The sequence below is a fragment of the Shewanella sp. SP2S2-4 genome (assembly GCF_031932025.1).
Classification (GTDB): Bacteria; Pseudomonadota; Gammaproteobacteria; order Enterobacterales; family Shewanellaceae; genus Shewanella; species Shewanella baltica.
On record NZ_JAUOER010000018.1, the window covers coordinates 54,613 to 75,913 of the forward strand.

Here is a 21,301-nt window from a genome sequence, read left to right on the forward strand (position 1 = left end):
ATTTTATTCTGCTGCTTCGGTCTTTTTAGCCGCTTTTTTCGCAGCAGGTGGATTCGTTGGCGTACTATTAACCTGAACGACACCTTTAAGCAAGTTCGTCAGCTCATCTTTATTGTTAGCAAAATAGAATGCGAGCTTTTCGCCCACGCTTTCATCTATACCTAAATCAGCTTTTTGAATGAAGGGGATAAGGTTATCGGCGATATCGAGCATCTTATCGTAGGCATCAGCCTCCTTCTTAGATGTGAATGTCATCTTTTCAACCCCTTCTCTGACCACGACAAACTGTGTTATTACTGCCATGACTGCCCTCGCACTGTTTTTATATACAGTAACTAGAGTGACATAGATTGAACTTGTGATGCAAGTGTTCTGATTAATCTGATATTATTAGCGTACTTTCGTTGCCAAGATTATAAAGCGCTAGACTGTGCAGAACGGCTGATTAGCACTACACTTTGCACCGTTCTCGCTGTTATTACTCCTATTTAGGCTAATATATATTTTTATATGCATGAAAACGCAGCAGAAAATTCAGTAATCCTTTGCCGTTCCTGCGATTTAGCAGTCCGCAAACGTGCCTTGCCAAGCGGTGTCAGAGCCCTTTGCCCCCGTTGCAGTACTGCACTTTATGACACTCCTTACTGCTCTGTAAATGGCATGCTCGCCCTATGTATCTCGGCATTAGTGTTTTATTTTCCTGCCAATTTTTTACCCGTACTCGAAATTCACTTTTTCGGCAGTATTCGCACCACCACAGTTTTTCAGGGCGCGTTTGTAGTATTTGACCAAGGTTATTGGGTCGTTGGTTTAGCCGTGCTTGCCGCCGCTGTGATTGGCCCAGGCTTATTACTGTTATCGATACTGACGCAGATTTTGATTGTGAAATGGGGACTGAGTCGTCTTTTTTGGCGTAACTCATTAAAGCAATTATTGAAGTTTCATGGCGTATTGTCGCAGCTCACTATGCTAGAAATTTATGTGATCAGTTTTTTGGTTTCATCATTCCAGCTATCTGATTTTTCGGATATTTATTTTGGCATGGGCACATTTTGCTTCACTATGTTGTTTCTCGTGACTTTGTTTCTACAACGAGAGTACGACTTAGAGCACATGTGGACTTTATTGGAAGGTCATCGCTGATATGAAGCAACAAGGTAAAGATATCGGCCTGTGTCTGTGTAAGGTCTGCCGCCAGCTCAATAGTAGTGACCTCAGCCACTGTCAGCGCTGTGAAGCTGAGTTGCAGGTCAGGGACTATTCCAGCCTGCAAAAAAGTTGGGCTTTGTTGATTACCGCTGCCATTTTGCTGGTGCCTGCCAACATTTACCCTATCACTATGCTGACCAACCAAGGGCAAGTGCGGCACGACACCATTTTTTCGGGCATTTTGCATCTAGTGCATTCAGATATGTTGCCCATTGCCGTGATAGTTTTTACTGCCAGTATTTTAGTGCCATGGATTAAAATCATCGGCTTATCCATTTATCTGTGTGCAATAAGCTTTGATATTCCGATTTCAAAAAAGAAATTGATGGTGGGTTTTCACATCATCGAATGGATTGGTCGTTGGTCAATGCTCGATTTATTTGTCATCTCAATCACAGTGGCATTAGTGAATATGGGACAACTACTCGACGCTAAACCCGCGCCTGCAGCGACCGCATTTGCCTTGGTTATTCTGTTAACTCAGTTAGCCGCAAAAGTGTTAGACACTCGTTTACTCTGGGATCGATTGGAACCTCAAGATGACACAAATTGAATCGCCGAAAGTTGTAAAGAAAAAACTCTTTTCGCCCATTTGGCTGCTGCCTATTGTCGCGTTGGCATTGGGTGCGTGGCTGGGCATTAAGAGTATTAAAGAATCGGGCGTTGAAATTCAAATTCACTTTCCGAGTGCAACTGGGATTGACGTAGGTAAAACCTTAGTCAAATACCAAGGCTTGACTGTCGGTAAAGTCAAAGACATAGGAATAGATGAAGATCTCAAGGGCGTAAACGTTAAAGTCATGATGGACTACCGCGCTAAGCCTTTCTTAAATAAGGAGACCCTCTTCTGGCTTGTCACCCCTAAGGCCAGTATTACAGGTGTTGAAGGTTTAGATGCGTTGTTCTCAGGTAACTACATCGCGATTCAACCGGGCAAAGGTAATGCGTCAACCTTCTTCGAGGCTGAACGCCAACCGCCGCCGATGCAAATCGGCTCAGAAGGTGTAATGGTCGAACTGACCTCAGACAAACTCGGTTCGTTGGATGTTGGCTCGCCAATATTTTTCCGCCAAATCCCCGTGGGCAGTGTGGTCAGCTATCGTTTAGATGGCAATCAAAGAGTCATCATCAGCGCCTTCATTCAAGAGCAATACGCGCGATTAGTGAAGAAAAACTCTCACTTTTGGAATGTCTCCGGCGTAAAAATTGATGCATCACTGACTGGAGTTAAAGTCAGCTCTGAGAGTTTGGCATCCATTCTGGCTGGCGGCGTGAGTTTTAGCTCTGATGATAAAGCGGATATTGCCAAAAACGGTGACATTTTTTCGCTTTATGATTCAGAAACCACAGCCCTTGGCGGCATAGAAATAAACCTGACCATGGCTGATGCTAACGGTGTAGACAAAGGCACTCGCATCGTTTATCGCGGCATCAATATCGGCAGCATTTTAAGCAAGCAACTCACCGCCAATGGCGTAATAGCTGTGGCTAAGTTTGAACCTCAATACGGTTCACTGTTAACTAACGACGGCGTGTTTTGGCTTGAAGGTGCCGATATTTCCCTCTCAGGCATTAAAAATCCAGAGCGTTTACTGACGGGCAGCGTGATCAACTTCCTGCCGGGCATTAATACAAAAACGGCGATGCCAAGCAGTTTTGCCTTACAAGCCAAAGCGCCTGATTTACTGCAATCAAAGAAGCGTTTCTTGACCTTAACCTCAGCCGAAAATATGGGCATTTCAGCGGGCGCCGAAGTTCGCTTTAAGCAAATCCCTATTGGCTCAATGCTTGCGGTTAAGTTAACCAAAGATTTATCGGCGGTGGAATACCAACTCGAGTTACAACCTGAGTTTGCTAGCCTAATTCGCAGCGACAGCTATTTTGTGCCAGAGTCGGCATTAACAGTAAGAGCATCACTAGAGGGCGTTTCAGTCAAAGCAAGGGACTTTACGACGCTCACTCAAGGTGCGGTTAGCTTGATCCAAGGCCACAGCGATACGCCACTCGCCGCCAACAGCGCCCTCATCTTGTTTAGCTCAGTGGATGCCGCGACAGCCTTCTATGATCGTCAGCAACAAGTGTATCTGACCTTAATCAGTCAAGATGGCGCCGATGTCAGCCAAGGCTCACCGATTTACTATAAAAAGATGCAAATTGGGACAGTTGACTCAGTGAACTGGCAAAGTAAGACCGAAGACTTTGCTATCAAGCTCGCTATCGACAAACAATTCCAGCCCTTGCTGAAAAAGCCGAATGTGTTCTGGCGTAACAGCGCAGTGGATATTAGCGCCAGTCTTGCGGGCATTGATGTTGCGGTCGCGCCGCTTCAAGGAGCATTAAAGGGCAGCATCAGTCTGGGACTGCTTGATAGCAATGACAAAGCCAGCAATGCAGCTAACTTAAAACTCTATGAGAGCAAGCAGTTGGCATTAACTCAGGCGCAGGCAATTCGCCTCACATTACCCGCCTCCAGCAAGCTTACGGCCAAGGCAGCGATTCGCTATCAAGGTCATCAAGTGGGTGAAGTGTCGCAAGTGAAGCTCAATGCGGATCTCAATACACTCACAGCTAGCGCATATCTCTACGGGGAATATGCCGAACATTTCAGCCGCAGCGACTGTGAATATCATTTAGTAGATGCACAAATTTCTCTGGCGGGAATTAAAGCGCCAGAAACCTTGATCACTGGCCCTTATATCGGTGTACTGCCGGGTACAAGCAGTCAAAAAGCGACCCAGTTTGTTGCCAACCTCGCTGCCAGCAGTTATGCCAACGTTGACGAAGATGCGCTTAAATTCGTCTTAGAAGATAACAACTTAGGCTCGATGAAAGTCGGCACACCTATCTTCTTCCGTGGTATCAAAGTCGGTCAAATCGATGGTTATCACCTGTCGACACAGGGCAATAGCGTGCTGATGCAGGCCCATATTGAGCCGCAGTACAGTCACTTAGTGAATCAAAGCAGTCAGTTCTGGGATGCTTCTGGGATTAAAGTTGATGTTGGCCTATTCTCAGGTGCGCAAATCGAAGCGGGCTCGCTGGAAACCTTACTCGCTGGCGGTATTAATGTCGCGACTAAGGACACGACTCAAGAGGTTAATCGTTTAGCAGCAGGAACAGTATTAAGATTGCAACACAAAGCCGAAAACGAATGGCAGGAATGGGCACCCGCCCAGTAATTCTTTTCTTCAAAATACTTACACCAACGCACTAATATTAAAGCTCTTAAAAGTCAATCAGGCGCATTATGCGCCTGATTTATTTTTAGCTTCCCTTGCAATTCTATTGAGACATTCTAGGTCGCTCAACACTCTAACCCCTTATCCATAAAACCAATAACAAACGGCAATCGCAGCGCTGATCCCTGCAAAATCCGCGGTTAACCCACAGGCTAAGGCGTGGCGGCCATGGCGAATACCCACAGAACCAAAATACACGGCGAGAACATAAAAAGTAGTTTCAGTGCTGCCCTGAAAAATCGCCGCTAATCGGCCAGCAAAAGAATCGACGCCGTGATGATCCATTGTCTCGAGCATCATGGCTCTGGCACCTGAGCCACTAAAAGGTTTCATCAGCGCGGTCGGCATAGCATCGACAAAACGCGTATCGAAACCCAATATCCGTACGCCACTGGCAATCAAGTGCAACAGATAATCCAAAGCGCCGGATGCGCGCAGTAAACCTATAGCCAATAACATGGCGAGCAAATAAGGGATCAGCTGGATAGATTGGGCAAAACCCGCCTTCGCCCCTTCAATAAACTCATCATAAACCGCCACCTTACGGATGCCCGCAACAATGACGAAGGTAAACACTAATAACAATAAAATGCCGTTACCCATTGCCGTCGACACTGTGCCAATGGCTTCAGCACTTAAGGTCATCAGATAAAAACCACTCGCCACTAGGCCAGAGAGCATCAAGGCGCCATAACCGAGCACCACAGAGTTCAATAACGAAATCCGCTGCACTAACGCCACTACCAGTAAGCCCGCCAATGTCGAGGCCGAGGTTGCCAGTAAAATCGGTAGGAAAATATCCGCAGGCGCGGCTGCACCTTGTTGGGCACGGTACAGGAATACCGTCACAGGCACTAAGGTCACAGAGGAAGTATTGAGCACTAAGAATAAGATTTGCGCATTGGTCGCCACAGTTTTTAGCGGATTCAAACTCTGCAAATCATGCATCGCCCTTAAACCAAGCGGCGTGGCGGCATTATCTAAACCAAAAATATTCGCCGTTAAATTCATCGTGATACTGCCAAAGGCGGGATGGCCCTTGGGCACTTCTGGCATCAAGCGGCGCAGTAAGGGCTCAAACACAAAGGCGATGGCGCTGACCACACCGGCCTTCTCGCCCACCTGCATCAATCCCATCCACAGAGAAAGTACACCAATCAGCCCAAGGGAAATTTCAGCGGCAAGCTTAGCGCTAGCAAATAATGCGGCGACCGAAGCCGATAGGACTTCTATGTGCCCATTGAACAGTTGCACCGCTATTGCCAGCAATGCCGTAACAAAGAAAGCTAACCACACGCGATTAAGCACGCTAATCCCCTTATTTTTATTTGTTTTTATTCTATTAGCTCATGGCTACTGAGTGCTAGCTTTATGGCGACTCATTGCAATATTACGGCAATCGTCAGTGCATAAACCTCAAATCACCATAACGGCTGAGGCACTTGGGATAAAATCTCAGACCCAATAAGGGATTATGATATACTCGCGCCAGTTGATACACAGTCTATTTTCCTATGGTTCAATGAAATCAATGGTTCAATTAAATCAAAATTTTATCGATACAATTACCCAAGAACTCCCCGCCCATTTGTCAATGGATGAGTTTATTGCCGCTTGCGACAGGCCGCTTAGACGTTCAATTCGGGTCAATACCTTAAAAATCAGCAGCGACGACTTTAAGACTCTGATGCAACCTAAGGGCTGGACGTTCGATCCCATTCCTTGGTGTGAAGACGGATTTTGGATCAGCTACGATGAAGAAGAACAACTCGGCAATGCGTTAGAGCACATTCAGGGCCTATTCTACATTCAAGAAGCCAGCTCTATGTTGCCGCCGACCGCACTTTTTACGCCTAATGCATTTACGACTAGTACAAAGTGGCAGTGCGTTCTCGATCTCGCCTCTGCGCCGGGTTCAAAAACCACGCAAATGGCCGCATTGATGCAAAACCAAGGTTTATTGGTGGCGAATGAGTATTCGGCGAGCCGCGTGAAAGTATTGCACGCCAATGTGCTGCGCATGGGCGCAAGTCACTGCGCTCTCACCCATTTCGATGGCCGTGTGTTTGGCGAATACCTATACGAAAGTTTCGATGCCGTGCTCATTGATGCGCCCTGTGGCGGCGAAGGCACAGTGCGTAAAGACGCCGATGCGCTAAAGCACTGGAGCCTTGACGATGTGTTGGCGATTAGCGAAACCCAAAAAGCCTTAATCGAATCGGCGTTTCTCGCCCTGAAACCCGGCGGCAGTTTGGTCTACTCGACCTGCACCTTAAACCGTCTCGAAAACCAAGGCGTGTGCGAGTATTTAAAGCAAGTCTACGGCGATGCCGTGCAATTTGAATCCTTAAGTGATTTATTTGATGGCGCTGAGCGAGCCACGACTGCCGAAGGCTTCTTGCATGTCTGGCCACAGATTTACGACAGTGAAGGTTTCTTTGTCGCTAAATTGACAAAAACTGCCTCTGTGCCGCGGTTACAGCCTGAGCCTAAACTGCAGAAAAACTTCCCCTTCACGACCGCATCAGCGAAACAAGCCCAAGGGATAAAAGACTATTTTCAGCAGGATTTAGGTATCAGCTTACCGGACGAACTCATCATGGTTCGCGATGATGAATTCTGGCTATTTCCTCATGAATTCAACGCTTTTATCGGCCGTATGCGCTTTCAGCGTATTGGTATTAAACTCGCCGATAACAGTAAGCACGGTTTTAAAGTCCGCCATGAAGCAATTATTGCTTTAGCGGGAAAACAACTTAGCCCAACGGCAAAAACGGTCGATGTGAGCGATGCTGAAGCCAAAGAGTATTTGATGGGGCGAGATATTCCCTTAGCGACCGCAGGAAAAGCCCAAGGTGAAGTGATCGTCTGTTATGGCGGCGCGCCGTTAGGCATGGCGAAACATTTAGGTAATAAGTTAAAAAACAACCTGCCCAGAGACTTAGTGAAAGATAAAGTGTTATTGCTACCAGAACAGACAAAATCGTTATAGTGCTGCTGTTTTTTAGCGATAAATAACCTAAAAAAGGGGAAGGTGAACGCGACTCTAGGGCAAAAGCTCGACTACACTGAGTCTATTGTAAAGCGCACTGCATGGCGCTTTCACCTGTAGCGCACGGCTCTTCAACGAGCCATTCCCCTAGGCCCAAACAGCTTTCATCGTTTTGGGCCTTTTTTTATGCCTGCACGCTAACAATCACGCAATCGCATAACATGGGTCAAAGCACTTGAGGCTAACGGCCGACTAAACGCGCCGCATCTTTGAATAAATTAAAGAAGTTATTACTCGTGTACTCAGCAAGATCCTCGTAGCGCTCACCTCTAAGCTCGGCCACAAACTCAGCCACATCACGCACATAGGCGGGCTGGTTTTCTTGTCCACGGTGTGGAATAGGTGCTAAATAGGGCGAGTCCGTTTCAACCAACAGGCGATCCTGTGGCACTTTACGGATAACAGTGCGAAGTTCACCGGCATTTTTAAAGGTGACTATGCCTGATACTGAAATGTAAAAACCAAGATCAATCGCCGCTTTCGCCATTTCCCAGTTCTCGGTAAAGCAATGCAGTACGCCGCCGACTTTATCCGCGTTGCCCTGCTTAAGCATAGTGATCGTGTCTTCACGTGCATCACGGGTATGGACAATCAAAGGTTTATTCACTTCGACCGCAAGGGCGATCTGCTGCTCAAAACATTGTTGTTGCAGCAATTTAGTTTCGTCGGCATAAAAATAATCTAGGCCAGTTTCACCAATCGCGACCACTTTAGGATCGGTGGCAAAGCGACGGATTTGCTCAACATCAAGCCCTTCTTTAACGTCTAATGGATGCACGCCCGATGATAAAAATACCTGATCGAAGGCTGCTACTTTATCTCGCATCGATTCAAATCCCTGCTGGCGCACGTTGACGCATAGCATATAGTCCACGCCACGGGTTTTCGCGCTGGCCAGAACATGTTCTAGGGTTTGTTGATCAGGCGCCGCTTTAAGGCGATCGAGATGGCAGTGTGAATCAATAAGCACAGGGATTTCCAAGCTGAATAACAAAAGGACGACAAGGATACCCAGCCAAGGGATCGAGGTCAAATTCCACGGAGGCGAAGTATCAGTTTAGAGTGTGGGCCAATGTTAAAACTAGAACAGTTAAACGAGAGTAACGCTTAAATCAGAGCGTTTAAACCTAATTAACGTTCAAACCAGAGCAATAATGCGAGCCAACTTACATAGTGCAGGTTAGATCGCCGGAGGCCAGTTCGCGCGACAGTAATTTTTCGATGTGGTGTTTATGGCTATCGGGCTCAGAAACAATTTTAATGCCAATGCCTACAGGACGGCCGCCCGAAGCACCTAAGGGATTGATCCATACCACGACACCGCGAAATTCATTCGTTATGGTCGCGCCCGGTAAGCGATACGCAATCGTCAGCGGCTGGCCAAGGTAATGGCCTTCACTGGTGGCTATGAATAATCCTGCCGGCTTAATAAAAGGCATATAGGCACGATATAGCTGATGTAAGGTATCAAAATTAACGACGAGATCTACCATGGCATATTACTTATTTGTTATCTCTCTATATTCTAAGACATAACTTTGACACAAGGCCAGATAATTGACGCTCGGCATTGTACTTAAGCTATGACACATTCCCATGATCTTGGCCGCCAAGTTCCCGAGCTGCGCATGGATAAACGCATCTTGGTGGCTATTTTTCAGTAACACTTGTCGTATAAGCAGGTATAAAACCTTAATAACATCAATTATTTGTTGTTCACTTATAGTTAACAAACTAGCACACAGATGACCAGACGACAAACTTTGGGCCCAATCTTTGCGAAACTGTAACAAGGATTGATAACGGCTCTGTTGACCACCTTCAGATTGCAAGCTCTCTGCCAACTTTAGCGGTCCACCCACCACGCTCAGGCACCAAGTAACATCCTCTTGGATATCACATTGCTGCGCTAACCAGTTTTTGATGATCTCTCGACTTGGCACAACGAAGGGAATGCGTTGGCAGCGGCTGCTGACCGTCGCCATTAGACGTGCAGGCGTATCCGACTGCAATATCAGTAAAGTGTCTTTACCAGGCTCTTCAAGGGTTTTAAGGAGTGCGTTGGCGGCAGCGGAGTTAAGCCGCTCGCTATGATGAATAATCGCCACTCGCATACCGCTTTGCTGGGCTGTGGCCGTCAGACGTGTGCAAAGCTCACGAATTTGATCGACTTTAATTTGATTGCCATCGGCAGCAATATGGTAAAAATCGGGATGATTGCCCGCATCAAAGAGCTGACAAGACTTACAAAAACCGCAGGCCCCCGCCGGTGTTGGCTGCAAACACATGGCCGCACGCGCCATGAACACACTCAGCAGCTCACCACCATAGGCTGAATCAATGCCGACAAGTTGCGCATGGGGCATTTTTTGCCGCGTGAGTTGCGCTAAAAATGCCTGTCTTGGCCCTTCGAGCCAAGGCAATTGCGCAGCCGTAAACCCTGACTCGGCTACCATGCCATCGCCTGTAGTACGGCTAAGATATCTTTATGCACTTCGGCCATGGTTTGACTCGCATCGATAACCACTATGCTGTCATCTTCGCTGGCAAGTTTAAGGTAAGTCGCGCGAGCCCGTTCAAAGAAATCAATCGCTTGTTGCTCGATTCTATCAAGCTCACCGCGTTTAGCCGCGCGGGTTAGCCCAAGCTTGGGATCTAAATCTAAGTACAAGGTGAGATCGGGTTTAAAGCCTTTAAGGGTGGCAGTGCTCACCGCCTCCACTAACGGCATTAAGCCCCTGCCACCACCTTGATAGGCCAATGACGATAAATTGTGTCTGTCACCCAATACCCATTGACCCTGCGCAAGCGCGGGTTTAATGACATTGGCAACCAACTGGGCTCTGGCGGCGTAGATGAGTAAACACTCGGCCTCGTCACACAGGGGATCGGTCGCATCGGCAATTTTGACCAAATCACGGATACGCTCGGCCAGTGGCGTGCCACCCGGCTCGCGGGTGCAGATCGGCGCTTTACCCGTATGTTTTTCAATAAAGTCGCGAATAAGGTTAATCGCACTCGACTTACCCGCGCCTTCTAAACCTTCAATAACGATAAATTTTGCAAAAACTGACATTGGATTTTCTTTCTCTGCATTTTTACTTTGGTGATTTTTCTGGCGTCGCCGGTTTTTTCTTACGCTGATACACATCTACAGCTTGGTTGTGTGCTTCAAGTGTGCTTGAAAACACATGGGTACCATCGTTGCGTGACACGAAATAGAGATAACTCACACTAGCAGGTTTAGACACGGCCATCAGTGAGGCTTTACTCGGTGCTGCAATCGGCGTCGGCGGTAATCCAAAAATACGGTAAGTGTTAAAAGGCGTCTCTTCGACTAAATCTTTACGGGTGATATTGCCCTTATAGCGTTCGCCCATGCCATAAATAACCGTCGGGTCGGTTTGTAGACGCATGCCTTGATTAAGACGATTAACAAATACGCCGGCAATTTGGTCGCGCTCATGGGCTTGGCCGGTTTCCTTTTCAACTATCGATGCCAAAATCAGCATTTCATAGGGGGATTTTAACGGCAGATTTGGTGCCCGTTCCGCCCACGCTTTAGCAAGCTCTTGCTCCATCATCTTATAGCTTTGAGTCAGCAGGACTTTAACATCCGCCTCGGCGGTATAATGATAGGTGTCGGGGAAGAATTTACCCTCTGGCAAACCTGAGTCATCGCCCTGCGCCATCAAGACAGCGGCAAACACCTCTGGTGACATCTGTAAATGCGGCGCGCTGGCAAGTTGTTGTTCCCATTCAACGATGGTTTTGCCTTCAACTAAGGTCAAACTGAAGGTTTTCACTTTCCCGGCAATCAAATCATTCAGCAAATCGGTAATGGTTTGTGAAGGTGAAATTTCGTAAAGGCCCGAGCGGATCTTAGCAAGCTCAGGGCGGAACTTAAGTAACCACTTGAGTTTCCACGTGTCTTGAATCACGCCATCGTCGGCAAGTTGCTGCGCAAGTTGGTTGACACTGGTACCGCGTTCAACGGTCAGCTCTTTAGGCTCGCTGAGACTCAGCGGCGTTTGACTGTATTCAATGACGGTTTGATAGCCCCAAAAGGCGCCCAAACAGACTAATGTCAGCAAGGTCAACAGGGTTGAACTGCCGATAAGAATGAGTTTTTTCATAGGGTAAGTGAAAGTGTCTGTCTAAGTTGCGCGGTAATCGGAGCACGGCTGAACTTGAGCGAGTCTATCGCCAGTACATCCACAATTCCTAAAACGCTGTTAGTGATAAACGCCGAGTCAAATTCAATTAAACGCTCGGCGCCAACGGGCAAACATTCGATATTCATGTTCTGTTCAAGCAAGGCTAACATAACCTGTTCGCGCATCACACCCGCCACGCCGCACTGGGTTAGTGAAGGGGTTATAACGCGATTGCCTTTGATAAAAAACACATTCGCCATCGAAGATTCAATCACATTGTCTTCGATATCGTTAACTAACCAGTCATCAAACCCCTGAGATAAAGGGTGGGATTTAATCAACACTTGTTCGAGTCGATTTAAATGCTTCATCCCAGCCAACAAGGGCTGCAAACCTAAGCGTACCGACGAGGTTTTAAGGCAAATGCCCGCGTGCTGCCACTTTGCATAATGGCTTGGGATAGCATGAACTGAGACAATTTCGGTCGGATTAACTGTTTCTGGTGGTGTGTAACCACGGCCACCGACACCACGGGTAACGATTAACTTAATACAATGATGAGGATATTCAATGGCTAAGGCATAAAGCTGCTGTTGCAGTGCTTCACTCATTTGCCATTGAAACCCAAGCCTTGCGGCGCCTGCGGTTAAACGAGCTTGATGGGCCTCTAAAAATAAAATCCCCTCAGCGCCTGTCCGCATAGTCGCGAACAGGCCATCACCGTAGGCAAGCCCTCGATCGGAAGGGTCGATACTCGCCTGCGATGCGCCATTCACCCAAAACACGTGTGTTAGTCCTGACTGATACGGCTAGCCACCGCTTCTTGCTGATCTTTGTACTTGGCACTCTTACGGGTGTTATAAGGACGTGCAACCGCATGATTTAAGCGTTCAAAGTTAAGCGCGCCTATGGTCATACGAGGACGCAGGGCCAAAGGTAACTTGCCGCTGTTATAGAACTCGAGCACGATTTTACCCTGCCAACCCGGATCGATACGGTGCGCCGTCACGTGCACCATCAGGCCTAAACGCGCCAATGATGAACGACCATCGAGCCAACCGACGATATCGGCGGGTAAAGTTACGCTCTCGTAAGTCACAGCCAAAGCCAATTCGCCAGGATGCAAGAAAAACGCTTCGCCATCAGGGATTTCGATAATTTCACTCATCACCCGATCGAGCGCAGCTTGCATCTCGACGCTTGGACCACTCAAGTCGATATAAGGCGCAGTATGATCTTTAAAGACGCGAAACTGTCCACCTAAGCGCACATCAACACTGACGCCTGAAATAGCTTCTATACCTGGGCGAGGTTCTATTACGATAGTGCCGTTATCAAGGGCCTGTTCAATTTCGATATCGGTTAAGCGCATCTTGCCTATTACTCCTTGAGTTTTTATGTCGTTATTTTGCCAGTAAATGTTGGATACGAGTCTTTAAAATATCGGTCGCAATACGATTCTTACCGCCACGGGGAACGATAATATCGGCGTATTGTTTCGACGGTTCGATAAACTGTAAGAACATAGGACGCACGGTTTTTTTGTACTGAGAAATCACAGATTCCATCGTACGGCCGCGTTCCGCCACATCACGGGTTAAGCGACGTAGGAAACAAATGTCCAGCGGCGTGTCCATAAACACACTCGCGTCCATCAACGCACGTAACTTAGGATCGGTCAGCAGTAAGATACCTTCTAAAATGATCACCTTTTTCGGTGTCATCGTCAGAGTTTCTGCTGTACGAGTGTGCTCTGTGTAGCTATAACAAGGGATATCAACAGCTTCGCCAGACTTAAGCAACTGTAAATGGGTGCACAACAGTTGATGGTCCAACGCTTTAGGATGATCGTAATTCGTTAATACCCGTTCATCCATGGATAAATGACTCTGATCGCGATAGTACGCGTCTTCATTAATTACCCCAATTTGATCTGTGCCTAAATCGCGGCGTAATTCGTCAAAAATCGTTTTGGCAATTAAACTTTTGCCCGATGCTGACGCGCCAGCAATTGCAATAATGACACACTGCTGAGAATTCATACCCTTAAACCTTACTCGTCATCTGAAACACTAATAGAAACTGTTTTCTGGCTTTGCTTTAAAGCCAATTCTGCGCCCACTTTACGGGCAATTTCCCGATAAAGTGCGGCTACTTCACTGTCTGGTTCGGCAACGACCGTCGGCGCACCGTTATCCATGGCTTCACGGATATTGATGTGCAGCGGCAAGGCGCCTAACAGTGGAACTTGATAACGCTCGGCGATTTTACTGCCACCGTGTGTTCCAAATGGATGTTCTTTATGGCCACACTCGGGACATAAATGGAAACTCATGTTTTCGACGATACCCAGCACAGGAATGTTCACTTTCTGGAACATATTGATGCCCTTCTTGGCATCCGCCAGCGCGATATCCTGCGGCGTAGTGACGATAACAGCGCCACTCACCGGCACTTTTTGCGACAGAGTTAATTGAATATCACCCGTACCCGGCGGCATATCGACGACTAAATAATCCAGTTCTGGCCATTGGGTTTCATTGAGTAGTTGCGCTAGCGCCCCCGCTGCCATTGGGCCGCGCCACACGGCGGCTTCATCACCGCTGAGCATAAACCCAATCGATTGCGCAGCAATACCATGGGCACTGGCGGCGGTCATATGTTTGCCATCGGGGGAAAGCGGTCTGAAATTAGGAATACCTAGCATCATAGGCACTGACGGGCCGTAAATATCCGCATCGAGAATACCCACCTGCGCGCCTTCAGCCGCTAAGGCCAAGGCTAAGTTCACCGCTGTGGTTGATTTACCCACGCCGCCCTTACCTGAGGCAACGGCAATCACTTGCTTCACATTGGCAATAGGTGCGATAGAAGATAACGCTGAATAGGCTTTAGGTTGAAAATCGATTTCACATTCGACTTCATCGATAGCATCGAGCACGGCCAACTTGTTGGTCAACGCCATCACAGTGTCGCGATACTGGGTCATGCAAGGGTATGGATAGACTAAGCCAAGCTGCAAACGCTTACCTTCCAACGCCAGTTTATTTACGCATCCTGCGCTCACTAACCCTTTCGCGAGATATGGGTCAATAAATGAATCGAGAATAGCCAGAACTGGCCCGAGAAGATCGTCATTTAGACGATAATCAGTTTGAGTTGAAGACAAAAGAATTACCCCCACCAATAAATTTGCCCAAGTGTACCAGATAATGCAGAAAACATTAGCGCAGATTTAGCTCAATCGGCTCAGCTTTTGATGAAAATCATCCTGTAATCGGTTAGTATCTCTACCAATATTTTTGGCCCACCACGATATTTGAGACAAGATGGCAACTTCACAACGTAAAATTCTCGTGACCAGCGCACTTCCCTACGCAAACGGACCGATACATTTAGGTCACATGTTGGAATACATCCAGACAGATATCTGGTCGCGTTATCAAAAACTTCGTGGACATGAGTGCCACTATATTTGTGCCGATGACGCCCATGGCACGCCGATCATGCTTAAAGCCCAGCAATTAGGCATAGCGCCTGAAGATATGATCGCCCAAGTGAACAAAGAACATCAGCAGGATTTTGCCGATTTTAATGTCGCCTTCGATAACTATCACAGCACTCACAGCGAAGAAAACCGCCTCATGGCGAGCGATATTTATCTCAAGCTAAGGGATAACGGCTACATCAAGAGCAAGAGCATTTCTCAGTTATTCGATCCTGAAAAATCCATGTTCCTACCCGACCGCTTCGTAAAAGGCACTTGCCCTAAGTGTAAGTCACCTGATCAATATGGCGATAACTGTGATTCTTGCGGCGCGACTTACAGCCCAACTGAACTGATCAATCCAAAATCAGCGGTATCGGGTGCAACGCCAGTGATGAAAGACACTGAGCACTTTTTCTTCGACCTGCCCGCCTTCGAAGGCATGCTAAAAGAGTGGACTCGCTCTGGCGCACTGCAAGTCGAAATGGCCAATAAACTCGACGAATGGTTTGAGCAAGGTCTGCAGCAATGGGACATCACCCGTGATGCACCGTATTTTGGTTTCGAAATTCCCGATGCACCGGGCAAGTATTTCTACGTGTGGTTAGATGCGCCTATCGGCTATATGGGTTCATTCAAAAACCTGTGTGCAAAACGTCCTGAGCTGAGCTTCGATGAATTCTGGGGCAAAGATTCTACTGCTGAGGTTTATCACTTCATCGGTAAAGACATCGTTTACTTCCATAGCCTCTTCTGGCCAGCCATGCTGCACGGCTCAGGTTATCGTCAGCCAAACAGCGTCTATGCCCACGGTTATGTGACGGTCAATGGCGCGAAGATGTCTAAATCGAAAGGTACGTTCATTAAGGCGCGTACCTATTTAGATCATTTAGATCCTGAATATTTACGTTACTACTACGCCGCCAAACTCAGTAGCCGTATCGACGATTTAGATTTAAATCTGGAAGATTTCGCCCAGCGCGTGAACTCAGATTTAGTCGGTAAACTAGTGAACTTAGCCTCGCGCACCGCAGGTTTTATCACTAAACGCTTCGATGGCAAGCTCGCGAAAATTAACGACACCACCCTGACTGAGGCGTTTTTAGCCAAGCAAGACGTGATTGCCGATTTTTACGAGTCGCGCGAATACGGCAAAGCGATGCGTGAAATCATGGCATTAGCGGACATCGCCAACGGGTTTGTAGCCGATGCTGCGCCTTGGCAAATGGTTAAACATGACGATCAACAGGAAGCAGCCCATCAAGTGTGTTCAAACGCCTTGAATCTGTTCCGTATTCTCGTGACGTATCTAAAACCTGTATTGCCACGTTTAGCCCAAGATGTAGAAGCCTTCTTCCAATTGCCACTCACTTGGGATGCATTGAGCCAAGATTTAGCGGGTCATGAAATCGCCCCATTCAAGGCAATGATGCAACGTGTTGAGCTGGATAAAGTCAATGCCATGGTTGCTGATTCCAAGGATAACCTGCAAGTCACGGCCGATGCGCCAAAGACGGCTGCGCCTGAAAAAACCGCTAAAGCTTCATCGGTGAGTAGTGAGCCACTGGTTAACGATCCTATCAGTGAGACCATCAACTTTGATGATTTTGCTAAAATCGACCTGCGTATCGCTCGCATCGTTAAAGCTGAACATGTTGCTGACGCTGACAAATTACTCAAGTTACAACTCGACATCGGTGGTGAAACACGCCAAGTGTTTGCCGGGATCAAATCGGCTTATTCGCCAGAAGATCTCGAAGGCAAGTTGACGGTGATGGTGGCGAACTTAGCGCCACGTAAGATGCGTTTTGGCATGTCCGAAGGCATGGTGTTGGCCGCTGGCCCTGGTGGTAGCGACCTGTGGATTTTAGAACCCCATGAAGGCGCACAGCCTGGTATGCGTGTTAAGTAATCTGCGCTAGATAACGCTCGAAAAATCAATAAGGCCGCATTTTATGTGGCCTTATTTGTTGGTTTTGACTGTTAGCCAATTCGTGGCGCCGAGTGTCAATTCGTCTTTTAAAAGACTGAGTTTACGCCACTAGGTTTAGCTGACAGGTTTAAGTGACTGCTTTAAGTGACAGGTTTCAGAGATCGAGTTAATGCTCGTATTTCTATCGACAAGACATTCGCTGCAGTGTGATATCCATATCTGTGACAGGTCTAAAATCGACGCAATGTTCAGTGAATCATTCGAGGAGTAGTTATGGGAAATATCGTTGAGCAGTTGCTGTTTTCTGCCTCGATTACGGGTCCAATCTGTTTGATGTTAGCGCTCGGTGTGATCCTAAAACGCACCCAAATTATCAATGAAAACTTTATTGATGTCGCATCAAAATTAGTCTTTAACGTGACGCTGCCAGCCTTACTGTTCCTTAGCATTATTAGCTCCAATCACGATCTCGCCTCCAGTGCGCCCTTAATTGGCTATGGGTTAGCGGCCAATCTGCTGTTTTTTATACTATCCACCTATGCAACTGGACGACTATTTCCAAAGCACAAAGACCAAGGCGTGATCATTCAAGGGGGATTCAGGGCCAATACCGCGATTATCGGCTTAGCTTATGTTTCCAACGCCTACGGCAGTTCTGGTGTTGCTTTAGCTGCGGTTTATGTCGCCTCGATGACGCTGCTCTACAATATTCAAGCGGTTATTTGCCTCAGCCCTAAAGGCGAAGAATCCAGCCAACGCGCATTTGGCGTGATTATCAAGACCATTACCAAAAACCCGCTGATCATTGCCATTTTGGTCGGTATGTTGTTCTATTTACTTGCTATTCCAATACCGAAAATGGTGCTCGATGCGGGCCAATATTTTGCCAATATGACCCTGCCACTAGCGTTACTGTGCACTGGCGGTTCGCTCGATATTGGTTCACTCAAACATGAAAAGCATTCAACTTGGTTCTCGACCGCATTGAAACTGATCTTTGCCCCGCTTTTTATCACGCTTGGGGCCTTGCTGTTGGGCTATCGAGGGATTGAGTTAGCGCTGGTCTTTTTAATGAGTTCTGCTCCCACCGCAGCCGCAAGCTATATGATGGCACGCGCCATGGGTGGCAATGCGCCCCTTGCGGCCAATATTATCGCGCTGACCACAGTCTGCTCGTTAATCACGTGCACCTTAGGCATCTTTGTATTGTCCACTTTGGAGCTGATCTAGCTGCTGCTAAAGGCTAAGAGCTGATTGCTAAATCAGCTAGAGGAACAAGTTTGAGTGCTGATAAGTCACCATAACTCACAGCAAAAAGGCGAGCCATGCTCGCCTTTCGTTTAGGGATAAACGGTTAGATAGTCACCATAAGCCGCTTAATTAATGGATTAGACCGGATTAGTGATATCCACAAAATGGTGCAAGAGATCAAACTCGCGGGCGAGATGACGGCCTAAGGCTTGAATCCCAAAACGTTCGGTCGCATGGTGCCCAGCCGCAAAATAATGTATGCCCTGCTCCACCGCACTGTGGAAAGTGCGTTCGGACACTTCACCACTGATAAACGCATCCACACCTAAACTCGCCGCAACATCGATATAATCCTGCGCGCCGCCAGTACACCAAGCTAAATGTTGGATCTTGGCATCGCCATCACCTATATGCAGTGGGGCTCTGCCTAACGCATCCTCAAGGGTGTGAGAAAATTCGCTAGCACTAACTGCAAGATCAAGTTTTCCACGCCACAGCAGCCCCTGAGCCACCTCTTCGATGGCTTCTGCGTCGACGATCCCAAGTTGCCTGCCTAAGGTCGCGTTATTACCCAGCATTGGGTGGGCATCTAAGGGCAAATGATAGCCAAATAAATTAATATCATGCTCGAGCAGTGCCTTAATCCGGCGTTGTTTCATGCCAGTGATCACTTCAGGCTCATTCTTCCAAAAAAAGCCGTGATGGACCAAAATCGCATCGGCGTTTAAGCGAATCGCTTCATCGATCAAAGCCTGACACGCAGTCACGCCCGTCACTATGGTGCGGATCTCATCCTTGCCTTCTACCTGCAGCCCATTGGGCGCGTAATCTTTAAACGCCGATACATGTAAAAAATCGGCTAAATATTGGGTTAATTCTGTCCGTGTCATTGCTTTACCGTCCTTTACTCGAGATGATCATTTACTGAAGATGACGACTTATTCAAGATAAGACAGTCGCTTACATCGCGACATCAACACGCACACCACCTTGCAGATAGACGACACGCACTCTGTCACCCGCATTGAATACCATGCCAGCATCATAGTCTTGGATCACCATAACTTGGGTGCCATCTTCTTGATTGATCATCAATTCCACCAGCTTCAATGACTGCACGCTCGTGCCACTGCCATAACGATTACCGATTCCGCCACCAATCAAGGCGCCTAAAATGGTCGCCACATCACGGCCAGAACCGCCACCAAACTGATTACCAATCACCCCACCCGCTAAGGCGCCACCAAAGGTTTTCCAACCTCGATTACGGTCTTCAATCAGCTGGGTTTCAGTGATATTACGTACCGAAGTGATATCGCCATAGAGCACTTTCTCAACTGGCACGGCTTGATTACGGTCATAACCCGCACTCGCGGGGCTGAGGATAAACGCAAAAATAAACATAAAGCTTGCTAGAGTAGGTTTCCACATATCTGAATTTCCGCTAACTTAATAATAAGGTCTATAACTAAATCATACTCAATTGTGAAGTCACTGTCTTTTCTGAATCACGAATTTGAAGCTTTTCCTTCACCCGAACTCGCCTTAACCGATCCTAATGGGTTATTGGCTATCGGCGGCGACTTACGTCCTGAACGCTTACTCTCGGCTTACTACAACGGTATTTTTCCTTGGTTTAACTCAGATGATCCTATTTTGTGGTGGTCGCCCGATCCCCGTGCCGTGTTTATTCCCGGTGACGTACACATCAGCACAAGTTTGCGGAAATACTTAAAAAAACAACCTTGGCGGATCACAATCAATCACGCTTTCACCGATGTGATGGCGGGATGTGCGCAGCCAAGAGAAAAACAGAGCGGCACTTGGATCACCCAAGAAATTCAAATGGCCTATCGCGAACTGCATCACACAGGTCACGCCCATTCCATTGAAGTCTGGGAAGGCGAACGTTTAATTGGTGGGCTTTACGGCTTAGCAATCGGCCAAGTGTTTTGCGGCGAATCCATGTTTCACCGTAAAACTAATGCGTCCAAGGCCGCCGTTGCAGCGCTGCAACAGCATTTACTCAAAATGGGATTCAAACTCATCGATGCACAAGTGATGAATCCTCACCTAGAAAGTTTGGGAGCGAAAGCCATTAAACGTATTGATTTTATAACGTTACTGAGCGAACTGAGAAACAATCCCGTGGACCCAGCGACTTGGACCACTAAAGAGGTCATCCTTGAACTCGAGTAAAGCATCGATCGCTATCGGTATCAGTCAAATATTTCCCTGCAGCTACCTCGATGGCCAGCAGGAGCAGCTACTTGTCATCCAAGAAGATACGCTCGATCCCATTTTATTTGAGCGTTTACTCGCGGTGGGTTTTCGCCGCAGTGGCGGCTCCATCTATAAACCCCGTTGCCCAAGGTGCAGCGCGTGCCAGCCTATTCGTGTGCCAGCGCATGAATTTGTGCCATCGAAACGCCAAAAACGCACCTTAGCCAAAAACCAAGATCTGACCTGGCGAATTACATCGGAACAAACCGCCGAACAATATGCCCTGTATGAAAATTACATTCGTGAGCGACATTTTGACGGCCCTATGTTTCCCCCGAGTGAAGATCAATATAATCACTTTCTTTTTTGCCATTGGTTGCCGCCGACGTTTATCGAGGTCTATAACGGCGATAAATTATTAGCCGTCGCGGTCACAGATACCTTACCCAATAGTCTGTCGGCGATTTACAGCTATTTTGACCCCGACGAAGAACAGCGTTCCCTCGGCGCCCTGTTAATTTTAATTCAGTGCCGATTGGCAAAACTCATGGACAAAGAATTTGTTTATCTCGGATATCAAATAGATGAAAACCGTAAGATGTCCTACAAGCGTTTATATCGCCCATATCAAATCCTCACACCGACGGGCTGGGAGTATTCCCAAGTTTGCTAAGTACTTCCCCTTTACAGCAGGGTGAATTTGGGGCATGATACGCCCGTTTTTTATATTCGAAGGCTAATGGGATAATT

At 47.5% G+C, this 21,301-nt stretch carries 21 protein-coding genes; 8 read left to right on the forward strand and 13 right to left on the reverse strand.

Annotation, left to right across the window (positions count from 1 at the left end; translation table 11 throughout):
• Window positions 1-3: 3 nt before the first annotated feature.
• Entirely contained in the window at window positions 4-303 is a 300-nt protein-coding gene (locus Q4Q54_RS14705) for a YebG family protein (RefSeq protein ID WP_006081913.1), read from the reverse strand.
• Window positions 304-510: 207 nt separating this feature from the next.
• Between Q4Q54_RS14705 and Q4Q54_RS14710 the strand changes: the two genes are divergently transcribed.
• Genes Q4Q54_RS14710 through Q4Q54_RS14720 form a run of 3 tightly spaced genes read left to right on the forward strand, consistent with a single transcriptional unit; the run spans window position 511 to window position 4,388 of the window.
• Window positions 511-1,143 (forward strand): paraquat-inducible protein A, encoded by a 633-nt coding sequence (locus tag Q4Q54_RS14710; protein ID WP_311988811.1) that lies wholly within the window; start codon window positions 511-513, stop codon window positions 1,141-1,143.
• 1 nt (window position 1,144) lies between these two features.
• Complete coding sequence (locus tag Q4Q54_RS14715) at window positions 1,145-1,762, forward strand: paraquat-inducible protein A (protein WP_006086274.1); 618 nt, start codon at window positions 1,145-1,147, stop codon at window positions 1,760-1,762.
• Window positions 1,749-4,388, forward strand: a complete 2,640-nt coding sequence (locus Q4Q54_RS14720; RefSeq protein WP_311988812.1) for an MlaD family protein — start codon at window positions 1,749-1,751, stop codon at window positions 4,386-4,388. Before Q4Q54_RS14715 ends, Q4Q54_RS14720 begins: the two co-directional genes overlap by 14 nt.
• 141 nt (window positions 4,389-4,529) lie before the next feature.
• On the opposite strand, the gene Q4Q54_RS14725 is transcribed toward Q4Q54_RS14720, so the two are convergent.
• A complete protein-coding gene (locus Q4Q54_RS14725) occupies window positions 4,530-5,756 on the reverse strand; it encodes a nucleoside recognition domain-containing protein (protein ID WP_012587487.1) in 1,227 nt (408 codons plus the stop codon).
• Window positions 5,757-5,979: 223 nt separating this feature from the next.
• Between Q4Q54_RS14725 and rsmF the strand changes: the two genes are divergently transcribed.
• Window positions 5,980-7,440 (forward strand): 16S rRNA (cytosine(1407)-C(5))-methyltransferase RsmF, encoded by a 1,461-nt coding sequence (rsmF, locus tag Q4Q54_RS14730; RefSeq protein WP_311988813.1) that lies wholly within the window; start codon window positions 5,980-5,982, stop codon window positions 7,438-7,440.
• 241 nt (window positions 7,441-7,681) lie between these two features.
• On the opposite strand, the gene Q4Q54_RS14735 is transcribed toward rsmF, so the two are convergent.
• The 9 genes from Q4Q54_RS14735 to apbC form a co-directional block, all read right to left on the reverse strand.
• The gene (locus Q4Q54_RS14735) at window positions 7,682-8,470 is read right to left on the reverse strand and encodes a YchF/TatD family DNA exonuclease (RefSeq protein ID WP_311988814.1); all 789 of its coding nucleotides are present in this window, start codon (window positions 8,468-8,470) and stop codon (window positions 7,682-7,684) included.
• A 196-nt stretch (window positions 8,471-8,666) separates the two neighbouring features.
• The gene (locus tag Q4Q54_RS14740) at window positions 8,667-8,993 is read right to left on the reverse strand and encodes a PilZ domain-containing protein (protein ID WP_006081920.1); all 327 of its coding nucleotides are present in this window, start codon (window positions 8,991-8,993) and stop codon (window positions 8,667-8,669) included.
• Window positions 8,994-8,999: 6 nt separating this feature from the next.
• Complete coding sequence (gene holB, locus Q4Q54_RS14745; protein ID WP_311988815.1) at window positions 9,000-9,956, reverse strand: DNA polymerase III subunit delta'; 957 nt, start codon at window positions 9,954-9,956, stop codon at window positions 9,000-9,002.
• Window positions 9,950-10,576, reverse strand: coding sequence for a dTMP kinase (gene tmk / locus Q4Q54_RS14750; protein ID WP_006081922.1), 627 nt, complete (start codon window positions 10,574-10,576; stop codon window positions 9,950-9,952). The genes holB and tmk overlap by 7 nt, the downstream gene beginning before the upstream one ends.
• 22 nt (window positions 10,577-10,598) lie before the next feature.
• Window positions 10,599-11,636, reverse strand: a complete 1,038-nt coding sequence (gene mltG / locus Q4Q54_RS14755) for an endolytic transglycosylase MltG (protein WP_311988816.1) — start codon at window positions 11,634-11,636, stop codon at window positions 10,599-10,601.
• Complete coding sequence (pabC, locus tag Q4Q54_RS14760; protein WP_311988817.1) at window positions 11,633-12,442, reverse strand: aminodeoxychorismate lyase; 810 nt, start codon at window positions 12,440-12,442, stop codon at window positions 11,633-11,635. The genes mltG and pabC overlap by 4 nt, the downstream gene beginning before the upstream one ends.
• 5 nt (window positions 12,443-12,447) lie before the next feature.
• Entirely contained in the window at window positions 12,448-13,029 is a 582-nt protein-coding gene (dcd, locus tag Q4Q54_RS14765; RefSeq protein WP_006081925.1) for a dCTP deaminase, read from the reverse strand.
• Window positions 13,030-13,060: 31 nt separating this feature from the next.
• Complete coding sequence (udk, locus tag Q4Q54_RS14770; RefSeq protein ID WP_011846994.1) at window positions 13,061-13,699, reverse strand: uridine kinase; 639 nt, start codon at window positions 13,697-13,699, stop codon at window positions 13,061-13,063.
• Window positions 13,700-13,710: 11 nt separating this feature from the next.
• A complete protein-coding gene (gene apbC / locus Q4Q54_RS14775; protein WP_259580799.1) occupies window positions 13,711-14,826 on the reverse strand; it encodes an iron-sulfur cluster carrier protein ApbC in 1,116 nt (371 codons plus the stop codon).
• Between the two features lie 160 nt (window positions 14,827-14,986).
• Between apbC and metG the strand changes: the two genes are divergently transcribed.
• Together metG and Q4Q54_RS14785 are read left to right on the forward strand one after the other, a co-directional pair.
• Window positions 14,987-17,056 carry a methionine--tRNA ligase gene (metG, locus tag Q4Q54_RS14780; RefSeq protein ID WP_311988818.1) on the forward strand — a complete coding sequence of 690 codons (2,070 nt, stop codon included), beginning with the start codon at window positions 14,987-14,989 and terminating at the stop codon, window positions 17,054-17,056.
• Between the two features lie 294 nt (window positions 17,057-17,350).
• A complete protein-coding gene (locus Q4Q54_RS14785) occupies window positions 17,351-18,307 on the forward strand; it encodes an AEC family transporter (RefSeq protein WP_311988819.1) in 957 nt (318 codons plus the stop codon).
• A 158-nt stretch (window positions 18,308-18,465) separates the two neighbouring features.
• On the opposite strand, the gene Q4Q54_RS14790 is transcribed toward Q4Q54_RS14785, so the two are convergent.
• Both Q4Q54_RS14790 and Q4Q54_RS14795 read right to left on the reverse strand, forming a co-directional pair.
• A complete protein-coding gene (locus Q4Q54_RS14790) occupies window positions 18,466-19,218 on the reverse strand; it encodes a Nif3-like dinuclear metal center hexameric protein (protein ID WP_311988820.1) in 753 nt (250 codons plus the stop codon).
• A 70-nt stretch (window positions 19,219-19,288) separates the two neighbouring features.
• Complete coding sequence (locus tag Q4Q54_RS14795) at window positions 19,289-19,759, reverse strand: glycine zipper 2TM domain-containing protein (RefSeq protein ID WP_006081931.1); 471 nt, start codon at window positions 19,757-19,759, stop codon at window positions 19,289-19,291.
• A gap of 54 nt (window positions 19,760-19,813) precedes the next feature.
• On the opposite strand from Q4Q54_RS14795, the gene aat reads away from it, so the two are divergent.
• Window positions 19,814-20,527, forward strand: a complete 714-nt coding sequence (gene aat / locus Q4Q54_RS14800) for a leucyl/phenylalanyl-tRNA--protein transferase (RefSeq protein WP_259561226.1) — start codon at window positions 19,814-19,816, stop codon at window positions 20,525-20,527.
• Entirely contained in the window at window positions 20,514-21,224 is a 711-nt protein-coding gene (locus tag Q4Q54_RS14805) for an arginyltransferase (protein ID WP_071939369.1), read from the forward strand. Before aat ends, Q4Q54_RS14805 begins: the two co-directional genes overlap by 14 nt.
• Window positions 21,225-21,301 lie beyond the last annotated feature (77 nt).

Excerpts from the sequence above, each read along its gene's own strand:
- Q4Q54_RS14705 (WP_006081913.1), bottom strand. The coding sequence starts at position 303 with ATGGCAGTAATAACACAGTTTGTCGTGGTCAGAGAAGGGGTTGAAAAG.
- Q4Q54_RS14710 (WP_311988811.1), top strand. The coding sequence starts at position 511 with ATGCATGAAAACGCAGCAGAAAATTCAGTAATCCTTTGCCGTTCCTGC.
- Q4Q54_RS14715 (WP_006086274.1), top strand. The coding sequence starts at position 1,145 with ATGAAGCAACAAGGTAAAGATATCGGCCTGTGTCTGTGTAAGGTCTGC.
- Q4Q54_RS14720 (WP_311988812.1), top strand. The coding sequence starts at position 1,749 with ATGACACAAATTGAATCGCCGAAAGTTGTAAAGAAAAAACTCTTTTCG.
- rsmF (WP_311988813.1), top strand. The coding sequence starts at position 5,980 with ATGGTTCAATTAAATCAAAATTTTATCGATACAATTACCCAAGAACTC.
- Q4Q54_RS14740 (WP_006081920.1), bottom strand. The coding sequence starts at position 8,993 with ATGGTAGATCTCGTCGTTAATTTTGATACCTTACATCAGCTATATCGT.
- holB (WP_311988815.1), bottom strand. The coding sequence starts at position 9,956 with ATGGTAGCCGAGTCAGGGTTTACGGCTGCGCAATTGCCTTGGCTCGAA.
- tmk (WP_006081922.1), bottom strand. The coding sequence starts at position 10,576 with ATGTCAGTTTTTGCAAAATTTATCGTTATTGAAGGTTTAGAAGGCGCG.
- mltG (WP_311988816.1), bottom strand. The coding sequence starts at position 11,636 with ATGAAAAAACTCATTCTTATCGGCAGTTCAACCCTGTTGACCTTGCTG.
- dcd (WP_006081925.1), bottom strand. The coding sequence starts at position 13,029 with ATGCGCTTAACCGATATCGAAATTGAACAGGCCCTTGATAACGGCACT.
- udk (WP_011846994.1), bottom strand. The coding sequence starts at position 13,699 with ATGAATTCTCAGCAGTGTGTCATTATTGCAATTGCTGGCGCGTCAGCA.
- metG (WP_311988818.1), top strand. The coding sequence starts at position 14,987 with ATGGCAACTTCACAACGTAAAATTCTCGTGACCAGCGCACTTCCCTAC.
- Q4Q54_RS14785 (WP_311988819.1), top strand. The coding sequence starts at position 17,351 with ATGGGAAATATCGTTGAGCAGTTGCTGTTTTCTGCCTCGATTACGGGT.
- Q4Q54_RS14790 (WP_311988820.1), bottom strand. The coding sequence starts at position 19,218 with ATGACACGGACAGAATTAACCCAATATTTAGCCGATTTTTTACATGTA.
- Q4Q54_RS14795 (WP_006081931.1), bottom strand. The coding sequence starts at position 19,759 with ATGTGGAAACCTACTCTAGCAAGCTTTATGTTTATTTTTGCGTTTATC.